General features: G+C 65.6%; 16 protein-coding genes. 3 read left to right on the top strand and 13 right to left on the bottom strand.

The features are described 5' to 3' along the window. Positions 1-39: 39 nt before the first annotated feature. From CMO28_RS12120 to CMO28_RS12105, 4 genes are read right to left on the bottom strand one after another with little or no spacing between them, the layout of a single operon-like run. A complete protein-coding gene (locus tag CMO28_RS12120) occupies positions 40-429 on the bottom strand; it encodes a nitrile hydratase accessory protein (protein ID WP_296713763.1) in 390 nt (129 codons plus the stop codon). A 23-nt stretch (positions 430-452) separates the two neighbouring features. Beyond that, positions 453-1,064: a nitrile hydratase subunit alpha gene (gene nthA / locus CMO28_RS12115; RefSeq protein WP_014753155.1), complete on the bottom strand. Its 612-nt coding sequence runs from the start codon at positions 1,062-1,064 to the stop codon at positions 453-455. Between the two features lie 14 nt (positions 1,065-1,078). Beyond that, on the bottom strand, positions 1,079-1,765 hold the full coding sequence (gene nthB, locus CMO28_RS12110; protein ID WP_296713761.1) for a nitrile hydratase subunit beta: 687 nt from the start codon (positions 1,763-1,765) through the stop codon (positions 1,079-1,081). A 40-nt stretch (positions 1,766-1,805) separates the two neighbouring features. Next, positions 1,806-2,474: an energy-coupling factor ABC transporter permease gene (locus CMO28_RS12105; RefSeq protein WP_296713759.1), complete on the bottom strand. Its 669-nt coding sequence runs from the start codon at positions 2,472-2,474 to the stop codon at positions 1,806-1,808. A gap of 330 nt (positions 2,475-2,804) precedes the next feature. Between CMO28_RS12105 and CMO28_RS12100 the strand changes: the two genes are divergently transcribed. Both CMO28_RS12100 and CMO28_RS12095 read left to right on the top strand, forming a co-directional pair. Next, the gene (locus CMO28_RS12100; RefSeq protein WP_231889425.1) at positions 2,805-3,857 is read left to right on the top strand and encodes a substrate-binding domain-containing protein; all 1,053 of its coding nucleotides are present in this window, start codon (positions 2,805-2,807) and stop codon (positions 3,855-3,857) included. A gap of 60 nt (positions 3,858-3,917) precedes the next feature. Beyond that, on the top strand, positions 3,918-4,376 hold the full coding sequence (locus CMO28_RS12095; RefSeq protein WP_296713755.1) for a MarR family winged helix-turn-helix transcriptional regulator: 459 nt from the start codon (positions 3,918-3,920) through the stop codon (positions 4,374-4,376). Between the two features lie 27 nt (positions 4,377-4,403). Here CMO28_RS12095 and CMO28_RS12090 read toward each other — a convergent pair whose 3' ends face one another. Genes CMO28_RS12090 through CMO28_RS12080 form a run of 3 tightly spaced genes read right to left on the bottom strand, consistent with a single transcriptional unit; the run spans position 4,404 to position 6,930 of the window. Continuing rightward, complete coding sequence (locus CMO28_RS12090) at positions 4,404-4,691, bottom strand: DUF1330 domain-containing protein (RefSeq protein ID WP_296713753.1); 288 nt, start codon at positions 4,689-4,691, stop codon at positions 4,404-4,406. Next, positions 4,688-5,314, bottom strand: coding sequence for a TetR/AcrR family transcriptional regulator (locus CMO28_RS12085; RefSeq protein WP_296713751.1), 627 nt, complete (start codon positions 5,312-5,314; stop codon positions 4,688-4,690). The genes CMO28_RS12090 and CMO28_RS12085 overlap by 4 nt, the downstream gene beginning before the upstream one ends. Then, positions 5,311-6,930: a phytoene desaturase family protein gene (locus CMO28_RS12080; protein WP_296713749.1), complete on the bottom strand. Its 1,620-nt coding sequence runs from the start codon at positions 6,928-6,930 to the stop codon at positions 5,311-5,313. The genes CMO28_RS12085 and CMO28_RS12080 overlap by 4 nt, the downstream gene beginning before the upstream one ends. Positions 6,931-7,144: 214 nt before the next feature. On the opposite strand from CMO28_RS12080, the gene CMO28_RS12075 reads away from it, so the two are divergent. After that, positions 7,145-8,578 carry an aldehyde dehydrogenase family protein gene (locus tag CMO28_RS12075; protein ID WP_296713747.1) on the top strand — a complete coding sequence of 478 codons (1,434 nt, stop codon included), beginning with the start codon at positions 7,145-7,147 and terminating at the stop codon, positions 8,576-8,578. A gap of 185 nt (positions 8,579-8,763) precedes the next feature. On the opposite strand, the gene CMO28_RS12070 is transcribed toward CMO28_RS12075, so the two are convergent. The 6 genes from CMO28_RS12070 to CMO28_RS12045 form a co-directional block, all read right to left on the bottom strand. Further along, the gene (locus tag CMO28_RS12070) at positions 8,764-10,278 is read right to left on the bottom strand and encodes an amidase (protein WP_296713746.1); all 1,515 of its coding nucleotides are present in this window, start codon (positions 10,276-10,278) and stop codon (positions 8,764-8,766) included. 197 nt (positions 10,279-10,475) lie between these two features. After that, positions 10,476-11,189, bottom strand: a complete 714-nt coding sequence (locus CMO28_RS12065; protein WP_296713744.1) for an ABC transporter ATP-binding protein — start codon at positions 11,187-11,189, stop codon at positions 10,476-10,478. A gap of 1 nt (position 11,190) precedes the next feature. After that, on the bottom strand, positions 11,191-11,934 hold the full coding sequence (locus tag CMO28_RS12060; protein WP_014753166.1) for an ATP-binding cassette domain-containing protein: 744 nt from the start codon (positions 11,932-11,934) through the stop codon (positions 11,191-11,193). A gap of 1 nt (position 11,935) precedes the next feature. Beyond that, the gene (locus tag CMO28_RS12055) at positions 11,936-13,003 is read right to left on the bottom strand and encodes an ABC transporter permease subunit (RefSeq protein WP_062764443.1); all 1,068 of its coding nucleotides are present in this window, start codon (positions 13,001-13,003) and stop codon (positions 11,936-11,938) included. Positions 13,004-13,006: 3 nt separating this feature from the next. After that, the gene (locus CMO28_RS12050; RefSeq protein ID WP_062764441.1) at positions 13,007-13,873 is read right to left on the bottom strand and encodes an ABC transporter permease subunit; all 867 of its coding nucleotides are present in this window, start codon (positions 13,871-13,873) and stop codon (positions 13,007-13,009) included. 16 nt (positions 13,874-13,889) lie between these two features. Further along, positions 13,890-15,143, bottom strand: a complete 1,254-nt coding sequence (locus CMO28_RS12045) for an ABC transporter substrate-binding protein (RefSeq protein ID WP_296713742.1) — start codon at positions 15,141-15,143, stop codon at positions 13,890-13,892. Between the last annotated feature and the right edge of the window lie 132 nt (positions 15,144-15,275).

Below are 15,275 nucleotides of genomic sequence, written 5' to 3'. Positions count from 1 at the left end.
CGTCGGGAACGGATGCGGTTGCGTCCCCGACGCTTCTTCTCAGATGCCCGCGCGGTCGATCGTGATCGGATCGTAGCGGGCGACATGGTGCTTGTGCGGTGGCGTCGAGAGGATGTGCCGCGCCCGGTCATCCAACCCATCGGCGGCAAGCCGCCGATGCTGCGCGAGGACCACTTCCAGCGCCGTGACGAAGTGCTCGTAATAGTTCCACTGCTCGGGCCCGAACCCAGGATTGGCCGCCTCCCAGTTGCGGATCGCATCGGTCAGCGCTTCCTGAAATTCGCCCCAGGCGAATTCGCCCGCCTCGCAGGCGGCAACGGCGATGGCGAAGGCCCGCAATTCCCAGGGCTTGTCGAAGGGCACCTGCCCCTCGCGCCGTTCAAGCAGAACGGCCAGATCGGTGCTGCAACTTGTCGATACAGGCATCATCTGCGATGTCCCTTGCCGGTCGTTCAGGCCGCCCGGGGGAAGCCGGTGCCGATCATCGAATCCCGGGTGACCAGGGCCGCAAGCTCGTCAGCCCCCATCCCGTCGGTGCCCGCGGGGCGCTGCGGCAGCACCCAGTAGCGGATTTCGGAATTCGAATCCCACACCCGGATCTCGGTTTCCTGCGGGATGTCGAGCCGGAAATCCTCTTTCAGGCAGAGGCGCGGCTCGCGGATGATGCGGGCGCGATAGGGCATCGACTTGAACCAGTTCGGCGGCAGGCCGAGCACGGGCCAGGGATAGCAGGAGCAGAGCGAGCACACGACGACGTTATGGATCGTGTCGGTGTTCTCGACGACGATCATGTGCTCGCCCTGCAGGCCGCCGATCCCCAGTTCGTGGCAGGCGGCACTGGCGTCCGCCAGAAGCCGGGCCTTGAACTCGGGATCGGTCCAGGCCCTGGCCACCACAGAGGCGCCGAGCCGCGGGCCGACCTCGTTTTCATAGACGGCGGCGAAGCGGTCGACACCCGCTTCCGACATCAGCCCGCCTTCGATCAGGATGGCCTCGATCGCCTTCACGCGGGCCGCGATCTCTTCCTCGCTGCGGGGTGTGTAGACCAGATTGACTCGGGTCATGCATCGTCCTCCCTTCAGGACCGCGCCAGGGTGATGTAGGGCTCCCACATGTCGACATGCTGGCATGCATTGGGATCTGCATGCGCCGCCCCATAGAGTTCCGACTGGGCGAAGCGGACGGTGTAGAGATGTTCGGCGGTCTCTCCGCCGCCGGCGGCGGTGGTGTCGGGAAAGACATGGGCGCCGTGATGCATCACGATCTCGCCGACACGCCCCATGGCATAGCGGGGCCTGCGATGGTGATGGCGGGGCACCGAGGCATCGACGACGACTTTGTCACCGATCCGGAATTTCGGCGCCGCCTCGATCTGCCGGGCCGCCGGGAAGCCGTTCTGGATGGCCTGGTCGGCGAAGTCGACGAGGGCCGGGTCGTCATTCGGCGGCAATGGCGCATCCGGATACTGAAGATAATAGGCCGTCCGCTTGTCCAGCTCCTCGCGGGTCCAATGACCCTTCTCGCAGCCGATCCGTTCGACCGCATCCACCCAATGCTCGTAATAGAAGGCGGTGAGATAATGGAGCGGGTGCATCCCCTCCAGATGCTTGCGGAATTCGTCCAGGCCGAACATCCCGGCCCGGGCCGCGAAGGGGAACAGCGCCCAGGCCGCCTTTTCCCATTCGGCATGATAGGGCGGCTCCCAGGCAGTGGGGCCGACCGGCCCCATCCCGTCGATGCCGCCGAGGTCGTGAATACCGTTCATGGCTTATCTCCCTGCTGCAGGACCGGTCCCGGGACCATCATCAGGCCGGCGCGTGGAGACGACGCTCCAGCAGCATGCCGTTGCGGAGCGACTTCGCGAGCGCCAGCACGCCCAGATCGATCAGAGGTTCGGCCAGAATGACCGCCAGATAGGCCGCCCCGAACGCCGAGACCGACTGCAGAACCGAAAGCTCGCCGCCCTGGCCGTAAAACACCCAGAACGCCACCCACGAGACGATGCCGGCCTGGTAGGTGGCCGAAAGCGCGAGCACCTGACGATAGGAGAGGTCGACATAGGGCGTGCCCGGGGCGATCAGACGCCGCGCGGCCCAGGACAGCGCAAAGAGCGGCACCAGAAGCGTCGTGACGTTCATGCCATATTGCGGCAGATCGAAGGGCGCGAAGAGCAGCCCCTGCACCAGCAGCCCCGATGCCAGGCCGATGGCCGCAGGGGCGAGGCCGAACATCAGAAACAGCGTGGAGCCGAGGATCAGATGAACCTCCGACACGCCGACCGCCGGATGCGGCAGCAGCTGGAAAAGACCAAGCACGACGGCCGCCGCGATGCCGCTGCGGGCGGCGAGTGACGCGCCGCCGCGGTTTCTGATCTCGTCATAACCGAATTTGAGCGTCGCCAGCCCTGCCCCGGCCGCCGTCGCGTATCCCAGGATGGCCTTTGCGCCATCCACGATGCCCGGTTCGATGTGCATCGTCCGCCTCCTGATTTTTTATGGAGAGCACCCGCGCGCATGTCATCCACTCAGGACGCGCTCTTCCCCCGCGCGCCTTCCCGGGATCATGGCCCCGGCTGCCGCGTCGGGTGCTGTCTTATTCATAATTGTCAGATGACACTATTGCAAAGGAAATATATTTGTATGTCGGTGGATCACCCCTGAACATGTGGGGCGCGCCGCAGATGAGTCCCGCCCCGCCCGCAGCGCCCCGCACAGGCAAGCCGACAGACCAATCACTGACCGGGAGCCTTGAAGATGATTCAGGTGGTTTCTATGCTGAAAACAAATCAGCGGGGGCCGGTGACCATGTCCAAAGTGAATATCGGATTGCTGATCTCGCAAAGCGGCCCGACCGGTATCTGGGCGCCATCCTGTCTGAACGGCGCCATCCTGAGCGCCGCCGAGACAAACGCCGCCGGGGGCGTCCATGGCCGGGAGGTCAACCTGGTGGTGCGGGATGCCGGCTGGGATCCGGCCGTGGCGGCGCGCATCGCCCGGGATCTGGTCGAGATCGACAATGTCTCGGTGATCGTCGCCATGGTGGCATCCAATGCCCGGCGGCGGATCTCGTTCGCGATCGCCGGGCGTGTGCCCTTCATCTATACGCCGAACTATGAAATGGACGCGCCCGAGCCGACCATTGCGCTCAGCGCCACCGATGACCGCCTGATCCCGCCCATGCTCGCCTGGATCGAGCAGCGCTTTCAGGCGCGCCGGTTCCTGATGATCGGCAGCGACTATCGCTGGCCGCAGCGGACCATGCCGATGACCGGACGGATGATCGCGGCGGCGGGCGGCACCGTGGTCGGCATGCTGTCCCGGCCGCTGGATGCGCCGGAAGACTGGGACCGGCGCGCCGTCGAAGACATCCGCAAGGCGGATCCCGACGTCGTTCTCTGCTTTCTGGTCGGGGATCAGGGCATCCCCTTCTACCGCATCTATGGCGAGGCCGGTCTTGCCGGCCGGATCCCGAGATGCGCCATCGCCACCGACGAAACCATCCTCACCAGCCTCTCACCCGCAGCGATGGAAGGGCTGTTCGCCGGGGCCTGCTATTTCGCCGCGGCCCGGACTGCGCCCAATACCGCGTTCATGGAACGCTACTGGTCGTCCTTCGGAAGCCTGGCGCCGATCCCCAATGCTTATGGGCAATCCTGCTATGAAGGCGTCAGCTTCGCGCTCGGCCTCATCGGCCGGTGCCGGTCCGCCGACCCGCGCCGCCTGCTGAGCCTGCCGCCGCATGGGGTGGAATATCGATCCGCCCGGTTCGACACCGCCACCGGCACGCTCTCGCAGCGCCTGCCGGTCTATATCGCAGCGGCAGACGGGTGGTCCTTCGATGTCGTCGCCCGGTTCTGAGGAGTCTGATATGAATACACCGTCTTCCGGCCCCGCCCGGGAAACGACAAGGAAACAGTGATGTCCGGCGAGTCTCTCCAAACGACCATCGGCTTTCTGGTCGCGAACCTGAACCGCCAGCTCGAACGCGAGCTGGAAGAGAATCTGCGGCCGCTGAAGCTGCCGGTCGACCAGCTCCGGGTCCTTCAGACGCTGGCCTCCGACGATGCGGCCGACGGGCTCAGCATGTCGGAAATCGCCCGAACGATTCTGATCGATGCCTCGACCCTGACCAAGGTCATCGATCGGATGATCTCGGACAGCCTGGTCTATCGGGCCGCCGATCCGGCCGATCGCCGCCGGGTCCGCGTGCTGCTGACCCAGAAAGGCGCCGCCCTTCTGAAGACGCTGCGCCCGATGCTCGACCGGCAGGAGGAAGAGCTTCGGCGCACTTTCGACGTGTTGATGGACGACCCGACGCCGCGGAACTTCGCGGAACTGCTGGAGCATTTCTGCAAGCGAAGCGCGCCGCCGGCATAGGGTCGCCCGGATGCAGGCGGCGCCCGATCAGACGCCTTCCACCATCAGCACGCGGTAATCGGCCGCGCGATAGCGATGGGCGCGGGCCTCGGCATAGGCCGGGCTGTCATACCAGGCGCGGGCGGCATCCATGTCGGGGAAGGACAGGATCACCACGCCTTCCGCCGCCGCACCTTCCAGCACCTGATGGGGGCCATAGAAGGCGAGCGGGGTGATGGGGTGGTCGCCGCGCGCGGCACGGGCGCCGGCGGCATAGTCCTTGAAGGCGTCTTCGTCGCGCATCTTTTCGCGGATCATCACGACATAAGCGGTCACGGGGCATCTCCTCCATGGGGGTGGTCTGGTTTTGACATCAAGGTGACCATCCGCCTGAACCCGTCTGCGAACTGCCGCCGCGCGACCACCGGATCGGAGGTGATCGCACCCGACAGGTAGAACGCGCCGAACCCGATGCAGTAGGCCAGCAGGTCGGTCGTCACATGGCGCAGATTGCCGGCCTGAAGCCGGCCGGCCTCGACGCATTCCCGTATGGCATCGCGGGCCACGTCGTAGGTGGGCAGATGGATCCCCTCGATCGGGCGCCGGTCCTTCAGCCCGCTCAGCGTGCCGGACGACAGGAACATCAGTTCGAAATAAGCGCTCTTCTCGATTGCGAAGTCGAAGACGCGGGCCGCCAGCGCCTCCAGATGGCGGACCGGATCCGCCTCCCGGCGTTCGATCGAGAGATAGCCTTCATAGATCCGGAAGCCCTCCTCTATGAGGGCACGCATCAGGGCTTCCTTGTCGGCGAAATGGCGGTAGATCGCCATGGGCGACAGGCCGGCCCGTTTGGCGATCTCCCGCAGCGACAGCGACGCCGCCCCCAGGTCGAGCAGGGCATCGACGGCAATGGCGAGGATCCGGCTGCGCGTGTCCGACGGAGCCCCGCCCTCAGTCATGAGACGTCCTGAGCGAAAATCGGCGCCTTCTTGATCTCATCGACCATGTCCCTGCCAGTGACGGCAGAGGCACAGAGCACACCACCGAACAACGCGCCGATGATGCCGTCGCTGGTCACGTCCTGTCCAGTCAGATACAGGCCCGGTACGGGGGTCTGCGCCCGCAGCCAGTCCTGTTCATAGCGCTGCGGCGAGCTTTCGATCCCCAGAAAATCGCCGTATTGCTGACGGACGAAGGTCTCGTAGGTCAATGGGGTCGAGACCTCGACATAGCGCACGGCACCGCGGGTCGCAGGTACAAGGCGATAAAGATCGGCAAGCAGGCGTTCCTGCACTCTGGCCTTCATCGCCTCGTAATCGGCCCCGCGCTTCATCCACCGCGTGCCCTGCCAGCGGGCGAAATGCCGGTAGTCGGTCAGGGCGTGCATCTCGATCGTCGACCGGTTCGGGAAGGTCTCGTTCCAGGTCGGGTCCTTCGCCGAGGCGAAGGTGATGAAGTGGAAGGGGAAGGGCGCATCGAAATCGGCACGGTGCGCCGCCAGATTGGCATCGAAATCGGTCCCCGGATGGGCCCAGATGTTCGCGGGTTCAAGGCCGAGCGTGGCGGCATCGCCTTCGAGGCCGATATGCAGCCCGACCACGGTATTGGTGTAGGTCACGCTCTCGCGCAGGCGATCGAGCCCCGCCGCTGCACGCGCTTCGGGCGCCATCAGCCGGCCGAAGGTGTTGCGCAGGCCGGCGCCGCTGATCACCACATCTGCGCGCACCTCTTCACCCGATGCCATCACGACACCGGTCGCCCGGCCGTCCTCGACCAGGATGTGCGCCACCTCGGCACTGTGCAGAACCAGCCCGCCCGCCGCCTCGATCACCGGCACGATCGCATCCGCAAAGGCCCGGCCGCCGCCATGGGGATAGCTGGCGCCGTTCATATAGTGTTTGGCCAGCATCGCATGCATGGCGAAGGAACTGCGGGCAGGTTCGATGCCGTAATCGCCCCAGTTGGCGCAGAGCACCGCAGTCAGTTCCGGATCCGAGGTCAGGTCGGCGATCACCTCGCGGGTCGTGCGCCGGGCGAAATCATGGAAGGGGCCGGTCATCGCTTCCAGCGCCGGCATCGGCCGGTCTGCCGGATAAGCCTTCAGGGCGAAGAAGGGAGCCGAGGATTTCGATGCCGCCGCCAGAAGCTCCAGATAGCGGTCGATCGCCGGCGCTTCCTGCGGGAACCAGCCGTGGAGCGCCGCGCGATAGGCCTCGACACCTGCCGGAATCCGGTATTCGCGCCCGGCAATGTTCATCCGGTTGTAGATCGGGGGCAGATGCGCCCAGCGGATCCCGCCCCGGGCCGCGTAGTCGAACATCTTCCAGGTCAGCGTCCGGGGCGATGCGACGTCGCCGATATAATGCATGCCTACCGTCCAGCGATACCCGGCCCGGTCATAGCTCTGGGTCAGGCCGCCGATCACGGCGTTCTGCTCCAGCACCAGCATGCGCATCCCCTGCTGCGCCAGGACCGAGGCGACCCCGAGCCCACCCATGCCCGAGCCGATGACGATGGCATCGAAGCCATGGGGAATGCCGTCCCTGCGCCTGTAGGGCCGCCCTTGCGTATACATGCGTCCTCCCGATTTTTGTGTACGCATGTAAACTATCATACGGTCATCGACGATCAAGATGGATTCTTAGCCCGCGTATTGAACGTCATGTCCGCAAATTCCGCAAAATGCGGGGATCGAACATCGCATCTTGCCTTGTATACGTTCGTATACTACAGACGTCATCGAGGAGACCAGAGCCCCACACAGACCGGACAGGAAGGACGGCCCGGAGATGTCGGACCATCAGCCGAACCCGACCATGACCATCAACGGTCATGGCGTGACCTCATCCCAGGTGATCGAGGTGATCAACCCGGCCACCGGCGAGGTCTTCGCTACGGCCCCGGACTGCAGCCGCGAGCAGCTGGACGCGGCGGTCGAAACGGCGCAGCAGGCCTGGGAAAGCTGGCGCCGGACCCCGGTGGCCGAGCGCCAGGCCGCCGTGCGGGGCGTCGCCCGTGTGCTGCGCGATCATGCCGACGAGCTGGCACGCCTGTTCACCGCCGAACAGGGACGGCCGCTGAAGGCCGCCCGGCAGGAAATCACCGGCGCCGCCGACTGGCTGGACGTCGTGGCCGGCATGACGCCGCCCGAGCATCTGACCGAGATGCCGGATGGTCAGCGCATCCACACCCGCCACGTGCCGCTGGGCGTGATCTGCGCGATCGCCCCCTGGAACTTTCCGGTCAGCCTGGCGATGTGGAAGCTGGGTCCCGCGCTGGTGGCCGGCAACACCATGGTGCTGAAGCCGTCGCCCTTCACCCCGCTCTGCACGCTCAGGATCGGCGAGTTGCTGCGCGACGTGCTGCCGGCGGGCGTGCTGAACGTGATCAGCGGCAGCGACCGGCTGGGCCCCTGGATGACCGCGCATCCGGGTTTCGCCAAGATCTCATTCACGGGATCCACCGCCACCGGCAAGGCGGTGCTGGCCAGCGCCGCCGCCGATCTGAAGCGCGTGACCCTGGAATTGGGCGGCAATGATGCGGCGATCGTGATGCCCGATGTGGATGTCGACGCGGTCGCCCAGAAGATCTTTTTCGGCGCCTTCTTCAACACCGCCCAGATCTGCGTCGCGACCAAGCGGCTCTATGTCCACGAAGACATCTACGACGCGCTGCGCGACCGGCTGGTTGCGATCGCCCGATCGGTGAAGATGGGTGACGGCACCGAACAGGGCACGGTTCTGGGGCCGATCCAGAACCGCCGCCAGTTCGACCGGGTGATGGAACTGCTGGACGATGCCCGGCGGAACGGGCTGACCCTGCTTCAGGGCGCAGACGTGCCGGCGGCGGGCTATTTCATCCCGGTGACCATCGTCGACAACCCGCCCGAGACATCGCGTGTGGTCCAGGAAGAGGCCTTCGGCCCGGTGCTGCCGATGATGCGCTTCTCGGATGTCGACGAGGTGATCGCGCGCGCCAATGACAGCCCCTATGGCCTGGCCGGCGCGGTCTGGTCGGCGGATGAGGTCGGGGCCCTGGCCATCGCCGAACGGCTTGAGACCGGCACCGTCTGGATCAACCAGAACCTCAACATCCGCCCCGACACCCCCTTCGCCGGCCACAAGCAGAGCGGTTTCGGGGTCGAGAACGGGATGGAGGGACTGCTGGAATACACTGTCCCGCAGGCCATCCATCTGCCGCCGCTGGCGACGCGCCAGAGCTGAGCCTCACCTGCCGAAGATTCTTTAGCGGAGCCGTTCTCCCGCGCCTGAGCGGACAAGGACGGCCCTGCGGGTGACGAGCGGGCCCCCACCCGTCCGCACTCGAAAGGCAGGGGGCGGCCCCGAAGGACCGCCCCCTGACTCTGCCGTTTCTGCTCTCTGTCTCAGATGCGCCGTGGTCGTTCGGATCAGAAGGTCTTCCAGTCGCCCGCCGCTTCAAAAGCGGCCGCGGCGGCGTAGATGGTGCTTTCGGCATAGTCCTTGCCGACCAGCATCATGCCGACCGGCAGGCCGTCGATCAGGCCGCAGGGCACCGTCATCGCCGGATGGCCGGTCACGTCGAACTGCTGGGTGTTGCCCAGCACCGAGAAGGCGGTGGTGATGATCTCGGTCAGCGAGGCATCGGCGGCCGGGATGGCCGGGGCCACGATCGGGCAGGTCGGCATCAGCAGCAGGTCGTACTCGGCGAAGGCGGCGTCATAGGCGGCCTTGACCTTGCGGGCGATGTTCTGCGCCTTGGCGTAGAACCGGCCGTTGTACTTCTGGATGAAATACTCGCCGACGAACATCGAGATCTTCAGCGAGGGCGACAGCTCGTCGGCACGCTGGCGCCAGCCGGCATGGGCATCCAGCAGGCCGACATTGTAGAGCCCCTTCCAGTTCATGCCCATGCCGTTGCCGGCCATCATCTGCCACTGCAGACCTTCCAGCGCGATCGGCCCCCAGATCACCGCGGCGGTGTGGTGTTCGGGGATCGAGATTTCGGTGAGCACCGCGCCCGCCTCTTCCAGCTTCTTCGCCGCGGCGCGCACCTTCTCGTAGACCGCCGGATCGCCGTTTGCGACCTCGAAACCCTCCTTCAGGATGGCGATCTTCATGCCCTGGACGCCCTTGCCCAGCGCCTCGGTATAGGGCGCGGTCACCGGCGCATACTGGCGCGGATCCAGCCCGTCGGCGCCGGCGATCACCTCCAGCATCAGGGCATTGTCCGCCACCGACGAGGTCATCGGGCCGGTGTGGTCGATGGTCGCCTCGATCGGCATCACGCCGGTATAGGGCACCAGGCCATGGGTCGGCTTCATGCCATAGAGGCCGCACAGGGCCGACGGCATGCGGATCGAGCCGCCCTGATCGCCGCCGATCGCCATGTCGACCTCGCCGCAGGCGACCAGCGCCGCACTGCCCGACGACGAGCCGCCGGCGATATGACCCATCTTATAGGGGTTGTGCACCGGGGCCGGCGAGGAGGTGTGTCTGCCGCCCGACAGGCAGAAATACTCGCAGGTCGCCTTGCCGACGATGGTGGCGCCCTCGTCCAGCATACGGGTGACGATGGTCGCATCCAGCGCCGGGATATAGCCTTCCAGCGTCGAGGCGCCGTTCATCATCGGCACGCCGGCCAGCGCCACATTGTCCTTCAGCACCACAGTCTTGCCGGCGAGCTTGCCGGTGGCGGCACCCTTCACTTCCGACTTCACATACCAGGCGCCGTATTTGTTCTCAGCACCTTCCGGGCGATAGCCGGGGGTGCGGGGGTATTTCACGACCGGGATATTGTCGGGCATCGCGTCGAGCGCGTCATAGGCGGCGAAATTGCCGGCCATCAGGGTGAGATACTCGGCCGCCTCGTCGGCGGAGAGCGTCATGCCGAGATCGGCGGCGAGGTCGATCAGCTGGTCGGTATTCGGGCGGGTGACGGACATCTTGGTCTCCGTTGTCCTTGAACGTGAAGCGAAAGACAAAGGGGGAGCGGCCCGGCGCCGAGTCCCTGTTCTCGCGCCGGCGGTCTGCATGCTCCCCGGGGTCTGGCCCGGTCGTCTCTTGGGGAAAATCGGGCGGGGGCCGTGGGTGTGGGGGGCCGTGGGTGTCAGGGGACTGGTGGTCCGAGGTCTCCTGTCGGTCAGGCGTGCATGCCGACGAAATCGGCGATGCGCTCCGGATCCGCCATCAGCTCCGGCGAGACCTCGTCGGTGATCACCCCTTTCTGGATGATCAGCAGCCGGTCCGAGAGGGCGGTCAGGAATTCGAGATTCTGTTCGACCAGGATCATGGCGATCCCGGTCTGGCGGCGCAGCTCGTGCAGGGTCTCGACGATCTCGTCCAGGATATTGGGCTGGATGCCCTCGGTCGGTTCGTCGAGCAGGATCATGCGCGGTTCGGTGCACAGGCAGCGGGCCAGCGCCAGCAGCTGCTGTTCACCGCCCGAAAGCGCGCCGCCGCGCCGGTCGAGCAGCCGGGTCAGCCGCGGGAACATGGTCAACACCCGATCGATGACCTCGCGACTTTCCCGCCTCTTGCCGGCCTGGCCCATGCGCAGGTTTTCGTAGACCGACAGATCCGGGAAGATCTGGCGGCCCTGCGGCACATAGCCGATGCCGGCCGCAGCCTTGGCCGCCGGCTTCGCGGCGGTGACGTCGCGGCCGTCGAGCACGATCCGCCCACCGGTCGCCGGCAGATAGCCCATCAGCGTGCGGATCAGCGTGGTCTTGCCCATGCCGTTATGGCCGAGGATGCCGAGGAATTCCCCGGCGCCCAGGGTGAAATCGACGCCCATCAGGATCGGGATCCGGCCATAGCCGGATTTCAGGCCCTGAACCTCCAGCAATGCGGTCATGTCAGTGCACCTTCTTGCCGAGATAGACGTCGCGCACCCGCTGATCCGCCAGCACCTGATCGACCCCCGCCTCGACCAGCACCTTGCCCTGATTGAAGACGGTCACGGTCTTGGCGATCATCCGGATGAACTGCATGTCGTGTTCGACCACGATCAGCGCCTTTGTCCGGTTGATGTCGCGAATGATCTCGGCGGTGCGCAGCACCTCGTCATGGGTCATGCCGGCGGCGGGCTCGTCGAGCAGGATCAGCTCGGGATCGCCCGCGATCACCATGCCGATCTCCACCCATTGCCGCTGACCATGGGAAAGCCGGCCGACCTGGGCATCGGCCAGTTCGGTCATGCGGATCCGCGCCAGCACCTCGTCGGCCACATCGCGGGCCTTGCGGTCCAGATGCTGGCGGCGGGCGGCGAGCCAGACATGTTCGCGCACCGAAAGCCCGTCGAAGACATTGGGCACCTGGGTCTTGATGCCGATGCCGCGCCGGGCGATGGCATGGGGTTCGTCGCCCGCGATCGGCGCCCCGCGGAAGGCGATCGCCCCCGTCGACGGCTTCAACTGGCCGGTCAGCATCTTGAAGAAGGTGCTCTTGCCGGCGCCATTGGGGCCGATCAGGCAGCGCAACTCCAGCTCGCGCAGGGTGAAGTCCACCTCCGACACCGCGACCACGCCGCCGAAGCGCATGGTGAGGTCGCGGGTCTGAAGCAGGATGCCGTCGGACGGGGTGGTTTCCTGGATGGTCATGTCACTTCGCCCCCTCGACAGCCGTGGTTTCGGTGACGGTGGCATCGGATGCGCGGGCCTTGCCGGGCAGCAGCCGCATCACCAGCCCGACCAGCCCGAGGCGCATCAGCGGCACCAGCCCCATCGGGATCGCCATCACGAAGCCGAGCAGTATGGCCCCCATGACCAGATCGGCATTGAAGGTCTGCTGGGTGCCGATCTGCATCACCAGATACTGCATGATGAAGCAGCCGAGCACCGGGCCGACCAGGGTGCCGAGACCGCCGATCGTCACCCAGATGATGATCTGGGCCGCCGTCGACAGGCTGAACACGGTGGGGCTGACGAAGGCCCCCCAATTGGTGAACAGCCCGCCGGCCAGCCCCGCCACCGCACCGCCGACCACGAAGACCATCAGCTTGTAGATCCGCGGGTCGTAGCCGAGCAGCGCCGCCCGGGTTTCGTTCTCGCGCACGGCCACCACCACCCGGCCGAAATGGGTGCGCAACAGCCCCTTCAGTGCCAGATAGACCAGCAGCAGGCAGCCGGCCGAAAGATACCAGTTCTCTTCCGGCCCGAAGAAGAAGTCGGGATCGCCGGGCATCGACAGCCCCGGAACCGCCGGAATGCCGTTGAAGCCGCCGAGCGCCGCGTTGCCAATGGTATAGGCGTCGCCGGCGGTGCTGTTGACCACGTTGAACAGGATCAGCGTCACCGTCAGCGTGATGACGCCCAGATAGACGTCGCTGATCCGGCCGTAGAACATGAAGTAGCCGAGGATGGCGGCGAACACCGCCGGCACCAGCACCGCCAGGCCGACCGCGGCCCAGCTGCCGTCGGTATTGATCGCGGTCACCGCGAAGGTATAGGCGCCCAGGCCGAAAAAGGCGGTCTGGCCGAAGGAGAGGATGCCGCCGAAGCCCCAGATGAAGCCGAGGCTGAGCGCCAGCACGCCCATCACCACGAAGATCGTGTACTGCATCAGATCGAACAGCTCGACCATCGCCGGCATAAACACGATCAGCAGGGCGGCGATGACCACGCCGATGGTCTGGCCGGTTTTGGACAGGGTCCGGATGTCGAGGCCCATGGATCAGAGGCTCCCCCTGAAGAAGCGCCCGGAAATGCCCTGGGGCAGCAGGCGGATCAGGATGATGGCGGCGACGAACAGGAAGACTTCGCCGATCACCGGGGTGGTCAGATAAGACGCGGTCTGGTTGATGAAGCCGAACAGACCCGAGGCGGTGGCGCTGCCGGCGATGATCGAGGTGCCGCCCGCCACGACGGTGATGAAGGCCTTGGCGATATAGGCGGCGCCCATGGTCGGCAGCACGCCCGCCACCGGCGCCAGCAGCCCGCCGGCAAGCCCGGTGATCGCGGCGCCGAGGCCGAAGGTCGCCATATAGACCCGGGGCGGGCTGACCCCCATGGCCGCGGCCATGTCCGGGTTCTGCATGGTGGCGCGCGCGATCAGGCCGAAGCGGGTGCGGCGCATCAGCAGCCAGAGCCCGCCGAGAAGGGTGATCGCCACCGCCACCAGAAAGACGGTGTAGAGGCTGCTGCGATAGGCGCCGATGGTGAAGCCGCCCAAGGGCGACGGCACGCTTTTGATCGTGTTGCCGAAGATCGTGGTGATCAGGCCGACGAGGAACAGGCTCAGGCCCCAGGTGGCGAGCATCGAATCCACCAGCCGGCCATAGAGCAGGCGGATGAAGGTGCGTTCCACGACCAGCCCGACCAGCCCCACGAAGACCGGCGAGACCACGAGCATGGCGATCCAGATATTGATGCCGGCCTCTACCGCCACCACGGTGGCATAGGCGCCCAGCATCAGGAATTCGCCATGGGCGAGGTTGATGATCTTCATCATCCCGAAGATGACGGCGAGGCCGGTGCAGAGCAGGATCAGCGAGGCCACGCCGTTCAGCACATCCAGGGTCAGGACGGCTGCGAGATCCATGAGCCTGTCCCCCGGGTCAGAGCGAGATCACATACTGCTTGTTGTCGTTCGGATTCTTGACCAGATCGCAGACCGCGGCGGTATCCGAAGGCTTCTGATCGGGATAGCTCGCCACCACGTCCCAGAGCTTGTCCTTCGCCTCGGCCAGGAAGGCGTTGCGCACCGAATGATGGGTCGCCTTGTCCAGCGTCACCTTGCCGGTGGGGCCGTCGAAGCTGAGCCCGGTCTCCAGCGCCTCGATCACCTTCATGCGGTCGATCGACTTCGCCTGCTGCGCCGCCTTGACCCAGAGATGGAAGCCTTCATAGGTGCCGGCCGCCAGTTCCGAGATATAGGGGATGCCCGGGAACTTCTCCTTCAGCGCCGAGACGAATTTCACGCTGGCATCGGTCTTCAACTCTTCGTAATAGCCATAGCCAGAGACGATGCCGTTGCTTTCCGCAGGCTCCAGCGCCGCCAGCTCGTTGACCAGGCCGAAGGTGGTCGACGAGATCGGGATCGAGCCTTTCAGGCCGGCTGCCGCCCACTGGCGATAAAAGGCGGTGTGGTTGCCGCCGACCAGGGCCGAGAACACCACATCCGGCTTGGCCTGCTGAATCTTGCTGATCGTCGAGCCGAAATTGGTCACGTCGAGCGGGAAGAAGTCGATGGCCAGCACCTCGCCGCCATTGTCGCGGGTGTACTTCTCCATCCACTTGGCGGTGATCTGACCATAATTATAGTCGGCGGCCAGGATGTAGACCTTCTTGCCCCAGCGCTCCAGCGAATAGGGGACCAGCTTTTCCACCGTCTGGGCCGGGGTGGTGCCGGTGCAGAAGATGTTGCGGTCGCAGACGCCGCCCTCGTAGAGCGTGTTGTAGAAATAGAGCGTCTTGTAGCGATCGAAGATCGGCCGGATCGCCTCACGCGAGGCCGAGGTGATGCCGCCATGGATCACCGCGACTTTGTCCTTGAGCGCGATCTGCTGGGCGTACTGGGTGTAGAGCTGGATGTTCGACTGGGTGTCGTAGTGCACCAGCTTCAGCGGCCGGCCGAGCACGCCGCCGGCCGCGTTCACCTCTTCGATGCCCAGTTCCAGCGCCCGCACCATGGGCACGCCCGAGGTGCCGACCGGGCCCGACTGGTCGTGCAGGCTGCCGATCAGGATCGGGTCGTCCGAGCCCAGGGCGGCGTGGCGCATGATCATCGGCGCCGCGATCAGCCCGCCGGTCGCGAGTGCGGTGCTGCGGAGAAAACTCCTGCGGGTGAAGTTGGTCCGGTCGTTGGACATGTGTCGGCTGCTCCCTGCCAATGGCCGCCTTTCAGGACGCGCTCCCCGTGTCCCTCGACGACTCCCTGACAGGCATTTGAAAACGACCTTATTGAAAAGTCAACTATATGACGCGCTGCAAAAATGATGGAT

Origin of the sequence: Tistrella sp. (assembly GCF_002684955.1) — a bacterium.
In the GTDB taxonomy this organism is placed as follows: Bacteria; Pseudomonadota; Alphaproteobacteria; order Tistrellales; family Tistrellaceae; genus Tistrella; species Tistrella mobilis.
The sequence above is the reverse complement of the archived record's forward strand: the minus strand, read 5'-3'. Positions and strand labels throughout refer to the sequence as shown.

Bases quoted from the DNA above. Each gene is read 5' to 3' on its own strand.
- CMO28_RS12120 (WP_296713763.1), bottom strand. From the start codon at position 429: ATGATGCCTGTATCGACAAGTTGCAGCACCGATCTGGCCGTTCTGCTT.
- nthA (WP_014753155.1), bottom strand. From the start codon at position 1,064: ATGACCCGAGTCAATCTGGTCTACACACCCCGCAGCGAGGAAGAGATC.
- nthB (WP_296713761.1), bottom strand. From the start codon at position 1,765: ATGAACGGTATTCACGACCTCGGCGGCATCGACGGGATGGGGCCGGTC.
- CMO28_RS12105 (WP_296713759.1), bottom strand. From the start codon at position 2,474: ATGCACATCGAACCGGGCATCGTGGATGGCGCAAAGGCCATCCTGGGA.
- CMO28_RS12100 (WP_231889425.1), top strand. From the start codon at position 2,805: ATGTCCAAAGTGAATATCGGATTGCTGATCTCGCAAAGCGGCCCGACC.
- CMO28_RS12095 (WP_296713755.1), top strand. From the start codon at position 3,918: ATGTCCGGCGAGTCTCTCCAAACGACCATCGGCTTTCTGGTCGCGAAC.
- CMO28_RS12085 (WP_296713751.1), bottom strand. From the start codon at position 5,314: ATGACTGAGGGCGGGGCTCCGTCGGACACGCGCAGCCGGATCCTCGCC.
- CMO28_RS12080 (WP_296713749.1), bottom strand. From the start codon at position 6,930: ATGTATACGCAAGGGCGGCCCTACAGGCGCAGGGACGGCATTCCCCAT.
- CMO28_RS12075 (WP_296713747.1), top strand. From the start codon at position 7,145: ATGTCGGACCATCAGCCGAACCCGACCATGACCATCAACGGTCATGGC.
- CMO28_RS12070 (WP_296713746.1), bottom strand. From the start codon at position 10,278: ATGTCCGTCACCCGCCCGAATACCGACCAGCTGATCGACCTCGCCGCC.
- CMO28_RS12065 (WP_296713744.1), bottom strand. From the start codon at position 11,189: ATGACCGCATTGCTGGAGGTTCAGGGCCTGAAATCCGGCTATGGCCGG.
- CMO28_RS12060 (WP_014753166.1), bottom strand. From the start codon at position 11,934: ATGACCATCCAGGAAACCACCCCGTCCGACGGCATCCTGCTTCAGACC.
- CMO28_RS12055 (WP_062764443.1), bottom strand. From the start codon at position 13,003: ATGGGCCTCGACATCCGGACCCTGTCCAAAACCGGCCAGACCATCGGC.
- CMO28_RS12050 (WP_062764441.1), bottom strand. From the start codon at position 13,873: ATGGATCTCGCAGCCGTCCTGACCCTGGATGTGCTGAACGGCGTGGCC.
- CMO28_RS12045 (WP_296713742.1), bottom strand. From the start codon at position 15,143: ATGTCCAACGACCGGACCAACTTCACCCGCAGGAGTTTTCTCCGCAGC.